6 protein-coding genes are annotated in these 11353 nt (G+C 52.1%); 1 reads left to right on the forward strand and 5 read right to left on the reverse strand.

Annotated elements, in window-relative coordinates:
- Nucleotides 1-191 precede the first annotated feature (191 nt).
- The 5 genes from TH63_RS04190 to TH63_RS04210 all read right to left on the reverse strand — a co-directional run bounded on the left by TH63_RS04190 (nt 192) and on the right by TH63_RS04210 (nt 8779).
- Nucleotides 192-3377: an efflux RND transporter permease subunit gene (locus tag TH63_RS04190; RefSeq protein ID WP_048919840.1), complete on the reverse strand. Its 3186-nt coding sequence runs from the start codon at nt 3375-3377 to the stop codon at nt 192-194.
- A gap of 42 nt (nt 3378-3419) precedes the next feature.
- A complete protein-coding gene (locus TH63_RS04195; protein ID WP_048919841.1) occupies nt 3420-4472 on the reverse strand; it encodes an efflux RND transporter periplasmic adaptor subunit in 1053 nt (350 codons plus the stop codon).
- 25 nt (nt 4473-4497) lie between these two features.
- Nucleotides 4498-5853, reverse strand: a complete 1356-nt coding sequence (locus TH63_RS04200) for a TolC family protein (RefSeq protein WP_231583544.1) — start codon at nt 5851-5853, stop codon at nt 4498-4500.
- Between the two features lie 71 nt (nt 5854-5924).
- A complete protein-coding gene (locus tag TH63_RS04205; RefSeq protein WP_048919842.1) occupies nt 5925-6392 on the reverse strand; it encodes a GbsR/MarR family transcriptional regulator in 468 nt (155 codons plus the stop codon).
- A gap of 746 nt (nt 6393-7138) precedes the next feature.
- The gene (locus TH63_RS04210) at nt 7139-8779 is read right to left on the reverse strand and encodes a M28 family peptidase (RefSeq protein ID WP_048919843.1); all 1641 of its coding nucleotides are present in this window, start codon (nt 8777-8779) and stop codon (nt 7139-7141) included.
- A gap of 1042 nt (nt 8780-9821) precedes the next feature.
- Here TH63_RS04210 and TH63_RS19760 point away from each other — a divergent pair.
- On the forward strand, nt 9822-11129 hold the full coding sequence (locus TH63_RS19760) for a DUF6600 domain-containing protein (RefSeq protein WP_156180368.1): 1308 nt from the start codon (nt 9822-9824) through the stop codon (nt 11127-11129).
- Nucleotides 11130-11353 lie beyond the last annotated feature (224 nt).

Consider the following 11353-nt stretch of genomic DNA (forward strand, 5'->3'; position numbering starts at 1 on the left):
GAGCAAGGTTCTGAGGAAGCCGTTTTTAAGCCTCGTAGCAGCGCTACGAAGGTGATAAAAGGGCGAAGTCAGGTTCTTGTTATGGCCACTTACAGCACCAAAGGCAAATTTTAAACATGCTCTAGGAGATAAAAGCGGACGCAAAATGCGCCCGCCTTTAAAATCATTCCTTATTCAGGTGGTGTGTTTTATTATACCAGGGCTACGTGACCCATTTCTTCTTTCTTGGCTTCCAGTTCAGCGGTTTCGCGTTCCAGCTCCTCTGCTGTCTTATCAACAAGAATGATCTCTGTATGTTTATCTAAACCGAACTTGGCCAGGATGCGGTCAAACAGATAATAGATAATTGGTACCACAATCAGGGTCAGGAACATAGAGGAGGTAAGACCCCCAATCAATGCCCAGGCCAGACCTTTTTTGGTGGCACCCACGGCGCCGCCGGCTAAGGCAATAGGCAACATACCAATCACCATGGCCAGGGTGGTCATCAGGATCGGGCGGAAACGGATGCGCACGGCTTCCAGCAAGGCATGCTTCACATCATGGCCTTCTTTCTTCATCTGGTTGGTAAAGTCTACCACCATGATCGCGTTCTTGGCTACCAGACCAATCATCATGATAATCCCCAGAATGGAGAAGATGCTCAACGTCTGCGCCGATAAGGCCAGGGCCAGCAAGGCCCCAATGATAGCTAACGGAATAGAGAACAATACCACTAGCGGGTACACATACGAGTCATACAGCGCTACCATGATCAGGTACACAAAGATGATAGAGGCCAGCAAGGCAATACCCAGGGTACCAAAGCCTTCGCTCTGGTTTTTCAGGTCACCGGCATAGTCAATAGTTACGCCGGCCGGCACTTTCACGTCAGCCATTTTGGCCTGGATGTCAGCACCCACGGAACCGGACGGACGACCGATTACCTGTGCGTTCACGTTCACCGAGGCTACGCGGTTGGTACGCTCTAACTGAGACGGACCGGTAGACTGCTTCACGTCAGCGAACTGTGACAGACGTACCAATCTGCCCTGGTTGTTCACAAAAGAAAGGTTGCCAATGTCTGACACGCTGCGGCGGTCAAACTCATCTAACCGGATGTTGATGTCATAATCCTCGGTACCGGAACGGAAACTGGCGTCTGTGTTACCGCTAAAGGCCATCTGCATGCCGGCGCCCACGCTTTCCAGGGAAAGACCAACGCTGGCCATTTTCTCCCGGTCCACCACTACCTCTACTTCAGGGTTACCGCCTTCTACAGAGGTTTTCACGTCTACCGTTCCGCTTACGCCTTCCACTACGCCCATCACGCGCTGCGAGAAGGCCAGCAAGGTGTCCAGGCTAGGGCCCGAAAGCACCACCTGGATAGGGGCCTGGGCGTTACCTACCAGACCTACCGGTACCGGCGAAACTTCTACGTTCGGGATCTTGCTCTCAATATCGGCTTTGGCCTGACGGCTGAACTGCTGCGTGCTGAACGTTCTTTCCTTCACGTCTACCAGCGTCACAGACACCTCAGATTTGTAGGCCGAGTTCTGGCCCTGCTGCGAAGAAGCCGTGGTGCCCACCGTGGTGAACACGCGTTTCACTTCCGGAATGCTCTTCAGGTACTGCTCCACTTGTTTGGTGGCCAGGTTGGTTTGCTCCACGGTAGAGTTTTTAGGCAACTCCAGCTGTAAGCTCACCTCCCCGCGGTCACCCGCCGGAATAAACTCAGAACCAATAAAGCCAAACTTCACCAGCATAAAGGAAGACACCAGCATTAACAAGGTCACGGCCAGCGTGATGAACTTATGACCGAAGGCCCACTGCAAGGCGGCGGTAAAACCGTCAATGATTCTGTCCAGTAAGCGCTCAAAAGCCAGGATGAACCGGCCAAAGAAGTTCTGGTCAGACACGTGCTCCAGACGAGAGAACCGGCTGGCCAGCAATGGAATTAAGGTGAAGGCCACAAACAGGGAGATCATGGTGGCCACGGACACCACCACGGCAAACTGCCGGAGAATGTCAGACACCAGACCGGTAGACAAGGCAATAGGCACGAACACCACCACAATTACCAGGGTAATGGAGGTAACCGTGGCACTGATTTCCCGGATACCGTCATAGGCGGCCTGGGCCGGGGTTTTACCCATTTCCATGTGGCGGTGAATGTTCTCAATTACCACAATGGCATCATCCACCAGAATACCTACCACCAATGAAAGAGCCAGCAGGGACATCAGGTTCAAGGAGAACCCGAAGAGGTACATCACAATAAAGGTAGCCACCAGGGAGGCCGGGATGGAGATCATTACAATCACCGCGTTGCGCAATGAGTGCAGGAACAAGAGCATGACCACGGCAACCAAGATTACGGCTATCACCAAGTCATGCATCACGGAGTCAGCGGCTTCCATGGTGAAAAGCGAGCTGTCATTGGCGATGTTGAATTTCAGGCCCTGGGCTGCATAGGTGGTCTCCAGTTTGGCCAGGGCCTCTCTGGTGAGGCGGCTTACCTCCACGGCGTTGGCGTCTGACTGTTTCTGGATGGTAATACCCACCGAGGAGGTAGAGTTGATACGGGTCAACACTTCCACGTCTTTCTGGGTATCCTGCACCTCGGCCACATCACCCAGGCGCACAATCCCGGTTTGGTCTTCTTTGATCACCAGGTTCCGGATCTGGGACAGGTCCTGGAATTTACCCGATAAACGGATCTGGGTCTGACCGGCTTCGTCCTTGATCTTTCCGGTAGGGAAATCCAGGTTGGAGTTTCTGATCTTCTGCTGCACCTGCAAAATGGAGATGCCGTAGGCTTCCAGCTTGCTGGCGTTCACGTTCACCTTTATCTCACGTTCCTGCCCACCCAGAATCTTGATTGCAGCCATACCCTGCACTCGGGAGAGCTCTGGCTTGATCTTGTTCTCAATCAGGTCAAAGAATTCCGTGGCCGGCATGTTGGCGGTGGCCCCCATCTTAATGATAGGCAAATCGTCAAAGTCAAACTTATTAAGGGTAGGCGTGTCTGCATCATCTGGGAGGCGTGACAGCACCGTGTTGATCTTGCGCTGGGCGTCCTGCAGACTCTGGTCTACGTTGGTGCCCTGGTTCAATTGCACGGTAATGATAGAGAAACTCTCCAGCGAGGTGCCTTTGATTTCCTTCACGTTCTCCAAAGAAGACAAAACCTCTTCAATCTCCTTGGTCACGGAGTTTTCTACCTCATTAGGCGAAGCCCCCGGGTAAAGGGTAGTGATGGTGAGTACGGGCGGGCTGAACTTAGGAAGCAGCTCGTAGTTAAGCGCTTTATAAGAGACAACGCCCAGCAAGGTGAGTACGGTGAAGACCACCACTACCAGGGTTGACCGCTGTATAGATACTTTGGTTATATTCATTTTCTGGATGTACTAATTAGAAAATTACTTACTTCTTGTTTCTTAGAGGGCGGTCACCTGAATGCCTTCACGCAGGTTGATCTGGCCGCTCTGCACTACTTTCTCGCCGGGGGCAATGCCTTCCAGAATCTCTACCTGGTCCTGGGTCACGGTGCCCACTTTCACTTTGCGCAGATAGGCCTTGTTGTTTTTTACCACGTACACGCTAGGGTCCTGGATGCTCCCTACGATGGCCTGACGGGCCAGTAACAGGGCATCACGCTGGTCAGCAATCTCAAAAGAGGCGGTGCCGTACATACCGGCGCGCAGGTTGTTGTTAGAGGCGTTTTTCACTTCAATCTCCACGTCATACTTCAAGGTAGGATCAGACTGGGCGCCAATGGCGGTCACGGTGCCTTCGTATTCAGTGCCTCCGCCGGCGTTGGCTGTCACTTTCACTTTCTGGCCTTTTCTTACCAGCAGCACTTCAGACTCAGACACCTTCACGTTCAGTTTCAGGCGGTCTACGTTCACAATGTCATACATTTTGGTACCCATGCTCAAGTAAGAACCTACCTCAATGTACATCTCATTGATCTCGCCGCTGATTGGGGCGGTAATGCGGGTTTTGGTCAGGCGCTGGCGGGCAGCCACTAACTGGGCTCTGGTCACGTTCACGTTCAGGCGGGCGTCTTCCAGCTGCCGTTTGGTAATGGCGTCACCGGCGGCCAGGTTCTCAAAACGGGCCAGGTCTCTTTTGGCTTTCTCGGCGTTGGCCTGGGCCGTGGCCAGGTCTGCGTTCATGGTGTTACTTTCTACCTGTACCAGTAACTCACCGGCCCGTACCTTGTCTCCTTTGCGCTTAAGCACGCGCTGGATCTGGCCAGAGGTTTCGGCCATGAGGGTAAGGCTCTGCACGGGCTTGAAATTACCCTGCGCAGTAAAGGACTTGTCTAATTTGGCAGCTTTGGCTTCAGTAAGCGATACCGGAATGGCGTCACTTTTGATCTCGGCCACGGCGGCCTTTTCCGTCATCTCTTTTTTGTTTTTGTTCAGGGTATAGGCCACAGCGCCAATGAGAACAAGCACCACTACGATATAAATCAGTTTTTTCATCTTTTTAAGAATGTACAGGTAGGTGTTATTTGATAAGGGTTTGTAGTTCGCCGCGGGCTTTTAAGTAGTCCAGCTGGGCTATTTTATATTTTAATCTTTCGCTGTTCAGGTTGGTTTCTGCTGAGCGGAGGTTTACCTCTGCCTCCAGAAGATCTGTGAGCGGGGCCAGGCCTTCACGGTACAGGTCATTGGTGGTTTTGTAGACTTCCTGGGCCAGTTTCACGTTACGCTCCTGGCTCTGGATAGACAGTTGGCTGGTGGCTATTTGCTTGATGGCGTTGCCCAGGCCCATTTGGGTACCCAGTTCCAGGTTCTTCATGTCCAGTTCCACTTTTCTTTCTTCCATCTGCGCCTGTTTTACCTGATTTTTGCGCTGGAAGCCGTCAAAGATGGGAATGTTCAGGCGCAGGCCCAGCACGAAGGTGTTGAACCAGGGTCTGCTGGTGTCATAGAAGTTGAACTCATTGCGTTGGGCCTGGTAGGTATATTGGCCAATGCCCGCCAGGGTAGGGAAGGCACGACCTTTAATGTTCTTGATGTTAAGGCCGTACAGTTTTTTCTGGGTCTGCAGCAACTGGTAGTCTACCCGGTTAGCAAATACCTCGCCGGCGTTAGCATTCACCGGAAGCACCGTGTTGGCCAGGGTAGTGGCCTCTGACAGCTCAAAGTCCTGGTCCATGGGCATGCCCATAAAGAACTTAAGCGCGTTTTTCTGCTGCTCATAGGCCGCCAGAAGCGTTTGCCGTTGGTTTTCCAGGTTGGTGCGGCTCACGGTGATGCGGCTCACGTCTACCTTCTTCACAAAGTCATTCTTGTACTGCAGGGTCAGGATCTTCTCCAGTTGCACCAGACGGTTGAAGTTGGCCTCAATGGTCTTGAACTGCTCTTTGGTTTGCAGGGCCTGCAGGTACGCGGAGCTTACGTTGTAGATCACGTCTTCCTTGCTCATTTGCGTGCGCAGGCGGTACAGGTCACGGGTGGTGGCTGCCGCCTCAAGGCCTACAAAATAAGACTTGCTGAAGATGAGTTGAGACAGTTCCAGCCCGCCGTTGGTGTTATACTTAGTGCCGAACTGCACGGGCACCGTGGTGCCGGGCTTACCAATGATCTCTCCTGGAAGGATCTGGGTTGGGATGGACGGGAACACGTTGAACTGACCCACGCCATTTACCTGCGGTAGGCCAGAGCCTTTGGTTTCCTTTATTCTGTACTCGGCGCTTTCTTCATCTAGCTGGCCTTTTTGAATGCTTATGTTGTTGGTAGTGGCAAAGGTAATTGCCTCCTCAAGCGTAAGAATAGTGGCTTGGGGCGTTGTCTGTGCATAACTGAGCCTGGCCACCAGTACCAGCAGAAGACTCAGTAGGAAATGCTTTTTATTCACGGTGTAAACGGGTAATTGGTTTGTGTATAAGTAGTTGGTTCAGTTAAACGAGAACCAAATCGTTAAAAAAATTACTTCTTTCTTTCCTTCAGCCAGTTCTCCATCAGTTTGGGAACCTCCTGGGAGAGGTATTCCATGAACTCCACGCGTTCTTCCATAAGCTTGTTCATCTCTGGGTTGGAGGTACCTCTAAGCTCATTGGCCTGGCGCACCAGTTTACTGAAGGACAGTACCTGCTCCATTTTATTGACTACCTCCTGGTGCCAGTTCTCCAGCAGCGCCCCAAAGTACCGTTTGCGGTCGCCGGGGTAGGTGGTGTACTCAATCAGGCGCATCTGCAAAAGCATGTTCAATGCATTGCTGGTGGCACTCTTACTTATGTTGAGCGTCTCAATGATCTCTTCAAAGGAGAGGTAAGGTCTATCTGTGACAAACAGCAAGCCCATAATGCGGCCGGTAGCGGGCGGAAAGCCCTGCTGCTCGTGGAAAATCCCTATTTTCTCAATTAATTTTCTTTGCTCTTCAGATAATTGCGCCACTTGGTTATTCTTTGTTTAGCCTAAGAACGCTGCAAAGGTAGAATTAAGTTTCTTTAGTTCATAATTTACAGAACCAAAATTTATTCTTTTTCGGAGGGGTATTTTCTATGACTAAAAGGCGGTTTTGGAGCACCCAAAACTTTAACAGGAAAGCCTTGGGAAGGTTTCTCATAAAAGGGGCCACGTAAGAACTGCTTTTCCTGATTGGGGTGCAAAGATAGGAGAAAACCAACGCCTTTCCTGCGTAAACCTCCAACAAAACTGGCGTTTTGCCTCTAACCCCGAGCAGTTCCGTTTTAAGGCCGGTTTCCTAAAAGTAACCTTAAAACAGAATTGGTGTGGTTATGGGTGGGTAAGTTAAGTAGCCTGTGTCTCGTGGTCGATCAATCTTACTTGGAGTTTGCTTGGAGGTGACCCTTGTGTGAGTACCTAAGCCGATCTTCTTATAAATTCTGCCTTTTTATACATTCTGTCTCCTAAAACATTTTGTCATCCTGAAAGGATCTCGGTGGCGAACGGCAGTAGCGCAACAGCCTAGGCTTATCTAGTTCGCCCACAAGGTCCTTTCAGGATGACAGAAGAAGAAGAAGAAGAAGAAGAAGAAGAAGAAGAAGAAGAAGAAGAAGAAGAAGAAGAAGAAGAAGAATTCGACCTTGCTAGCCATTAAAAGCAGACTCCCGTTTTGGGGCTGTTTTCAGAAAAACGGCCCCAAAACGGGAGTCTGCCAAAGGAATACTTCTGAAAGCCTATTTCTTATAGCGGCCCCCGAAAAAGTCGTTGGGGTTCCAGGTGGGGCGTTCCTTGGTGTTGGCTATCTGGTAACTGATCAAGAAGTTCAACTGCACGTATTTCTTGCCGGCCTCAAAGTCAAAAGAGTCATTGAGTTCATCCTGGGGCTTGTGGTAGAATGCGGCGCGCCAGACCTCTACCTGCTTGTTAAGGTTGTTCTGGCCGTCTTTGGTTTTGTTGCCGTATTTGATGTGCAACGCCGGAATGCCCTGCATCACGAAGCTGTACTGGTCGCTCCGGATAAAACGGTTCTGGTCGGGCTCTGGATCTGCCTCCACGCTTATGCCTAAGTAACTGGCGGCCTTGGCCACCGGCTGGGCCAGGGAAGAGTGCTCCGCGCCCAGCGCCACCGCCGACAACAAAGGGGCAATAATGGTGGGCATATCCGTATTAATGTTGGCTACTATCTTTTGTTGCGGTACGGTAGGGTGTTTAGCAAAGTAGGCCGAACCCAGCAGTCCCATTTCCTCACTGGCCAGCAGCACAAATAGCACCGATCGCTTCGGCTTCACTTTTAAATTAGAATACGCCCGGGCAATTTCCAGCACGCTGGCCACCCCCGAGGCATTGTCATGGGCGCCGTTGTAAATGGAGTCACCTTTCACGGGTGTGCCTACGCCGGTATGGTCAAGGTGCGCGCTGTGCACCACGTATTCCTCCCGCAGGGTGGCGTCTGACCCGGTAATCTTGCCTACTACATTATAAGTGTCAAAATCATGGTACGTAGAGGTGTAGTTGCTTTGCAGCCTGGCCGGCAGCGCCGCCGAAATAGGGGTGCCTTTTTTCAGGCTGGCCGTAACCTGGGCCGTGTCCAGCCCTGCGCCCTGAAGCATAGCATGAAAGGTAGCGGCATTGACGTAGGAAAGCAGTTTGATCTGGTTAGTGACAAAGCTGCGCGAGGCCGCTACGTTGCCCTGGGCATCCATGACGCCATACACGCCGCGTGAGAGGTCTGGCACCGTAGCCCGGGGACTGGCGTTGGTGCTCCCAACCACTACCCCCACAGCACCGTGATCAGCGGCGTTCTTTAAGATCACCATCAGGTCTGAGCTGGCAGCGGCCACAGTGGAATGGAAGCTTTTAGGGGCTCCCCGCAAGATCACTACCACTTTGCCTTTCACATCCAGCCGGGCGTAATCATCATACCCTACCTCTGGGGCGGTAATGCCGTACCCGGAGAAGGCCAGGGGCGCATCTACCGTAATGGTGGGGTTCTGCGGGTTGGGGTAAATGGTGAAGTCCTTACCCGCTGCCAGGGTGGTAGTTCCCTGGTTGGAGGTAAGGCTGAGGATGGCGTCTTTGCCGGTAATGGCTTTCCTGATTCTCACCTTCTGCAGGTACGTGCCGTTTTCGCCGGCCGGCTGCACGCCTGTGCTTTTAAATTGCTGCACCACGTAGTCTACCGCCATCTGGTAACCGGGCGTGCCGGGCATGCGGCCCAGCAATTTATCATCTGCCAGGTACTGGATATGTCCTTTAAGGGCCTCGGGTTTTACCTGGCTCAGGGCTTTGGTGACATCTTTGTCTACTTGCAACTTCTGGGCGGAGATTGGCCCGGCCAGCAGCAGGGCGCTTATCAGGTAAGGGAGTAGCTTCATGGGTAGAATTGCGTTTGCCAATACAATTGAAGCAGGGAATTTACTAAATAAAGTTTGAACCAGAGGCAGGCCTGAAAAGCGGGGAAAGAGCCCGCGCATACACAGAGGAAGTAAGGCCCCAATAGAGGTGGGTACCAATAAGTGGTTTTGGTTTTGGTTTAAGCCTCTTTTCCGGAAAACGGCTCTTAAACAGAAGGGGCTTCTAAGGTTGCCTATACCAGAAGAACAAAAACAAAAATCCCCGCCACGAAGGGTGGCGGGGATTCCATTACTCTTTGGTAGGTTTAATCAGTTGTAGGTACCTGTTCTTAGATTATCGCTGGTTCTGCCGCACCGGCACCGGAATAGGCTGCAGGGTAGGGCCGGTTAAACTGGAAATCAATTTTTTCAGTAACGAGGCGATGGACGGAAGCGTGGTATTTTTCATGTTTGGTAAATACGAGTTTAACTAAAGTGTAAGCAGGGAAACCCCGTTCTGCGGTCAAAGGTCACAGCGCCTTTCTTTTCTTCTATAACTATCAACGCCGGAAAGGGTTTTTGATTTTACGGAAGCAAAATATTTGGTTGCCTCCGGGCCAGAAACTTTCTTACCGTTGATGATTCTTGTACAGACAACAATTGTGCCAGCCTTAAGCGTTCCTCAATCATTTATATTTACGTTTTTCAATAGACCTTCAGCCGATAAAAGCATAAAAAGATCTTTTTGTGCCCGTTCTTAGAAGCTGTCACCGCCAAACATCATTCCCTTAAAAAGACTTGGCCGGGCTTAGTTAAAGGCAAACCCGCAGAATTTCCATCCTTCTCTGCTTTTCTGTTTTAGCACGGTTTTAAGAAAAACGGGCCAGAAACGCATAGGCAGTGGCTCTGCGTCTGCTTTTTCTAAGATAGCTTAAATTTTTAACATTATAATATAGTGAAACCTCAATTTTAGGCAAGGTGTTTGCTTTTGCATTGCAAGGCAGAAAATCCGAAGCGTAAGCGCCTAAGGCCTTGGTGTTTGCTAGGTGAAACTCTACCCCCGTGTACCTTAACTAAAACCAGTATGAAATCTTATTTACAACGAATGTGGGCACTGGGAGTGGTGGCCTTCATTTTCTTCAGCCTGATGGGGAGCGCAGAAGTTCAGGCCCGCCCAGGAGACCGGGTGTCCTTCCGGACGTTCTATGATGAGCTGGAGCCCTACGGCCGCTGGATCAATGACCCCGAGTACGGCTACGTCTGGTCGCCGGACGTGGAGCGCAATTTCCAACCGTACGCCACCCGCGGCCACTGGGTCATGACCGACTACGGCAACACTTGGGTCTCTGACTATGACTGGGGCTGGGCGCCGTTTCACTACGGCCGCTGGATGTTTGACGACTACTACGGCTGGCTCTGGATTCCGGGCAACGAGTGGGGACCGGCCTGGGTAGACTGGCGCCACAACAACGGCTATTACGGCTGGGCGCCCATGGGCCCGCGGGTAACTTATTATGTGCCTGCCTCCCGGTGGGTATTTGTTCCGGTGCGCTACATCACGCATCCGCGCATCTATTCTTATTGTGTGCCCAGAACCCAGGTAGTGAACATCTACCACAACACCACCATCATCAATAACTACTATGAGCGCGATAACCGCAAGTATGTGTATGGGCCCAGAAGCCAGGACATAGAGCGCGCCACCAATAGAAAAGTGAACGTGTACCGGGTAGAAAACGACAGCCGGGCCGGCCGAACCGCGGTAGCAGAAAACTCCGTGAGAATCTACCGCCCTGAGATTGACAACAACCGTCGGTCAGAGGCACCTGCCCGGGTAGAAAACCGGGACAACAGCCTTACCCGCTCCCGGTACGCAGACAGCAACGCCTCCGGTACCAGAACCGACAGAAGCAGCAGCGGTGCAGTACGAAACAGAACAGCGGTAGAAACCCAACCGGGTGCAACTCGTTCCAGCGGCGAGGTGAATACCTCTTCCGTGGGCCGCAGCCGGACAGGTTCGGCCGTTGAGCAGCGCACGTCAGAGGACAGCAGAGTACGGGAACGGGAAAGCATACGCAGAACATCACCGGCCTCACATACAGAGGCCCAGCCTGACCGGTCCACCCGCACCGACTACCCTGCCCGCACCCGGGAAATGGAGCCGCGTGAATCCAGGTCACGGTCTAGCGTAGAGGGGCCTGCACCCCGGTCAGAGAGTAGCCCTGTGTACCGCAGCAGCGAGTCTTCCGTACAGGGGCAACCGCAGCCCCGCACACGGCAAATGCCCGCGGCCACCCCGGCGCCCCGCCAGGAGCAACCTCAAGCACAGCCGGAGCACCGGTCTTCAGGCGGTGAGGCTCCTGCCCGTGAGAGTCGTCGCACCCGCAATTAATTTGTTTTATTAGAGTAATGAATGATGGGAAAGCCGCACCTCTTTGGGGTGCGGCTTTTTGTTTATAAGGAGGAGAAAGCTTGAGGTGGTATTATCTACCTTAAGTCGCTTTTCAAGATGAAATATTTGGGGAGGAGGGGATTTTTGCAAGTTTAGTCATTACTGTCTCAATATGTAATATCGCAGTTCCTTCTCCCTGAGGGAGAAGGGTAGGATGAGGGGGA

Source organism: Rufibacter radiotolerans, assembly GCF_001078055.1.
In the GTDB taxonomy this organism is placed as follows: domain Bacteria; phylum Bacteroidota; class Bacteroidia; order Cytophagales; family Hymenobacteraceae; genus Nibribacter; species Nibribacter radiotolerans.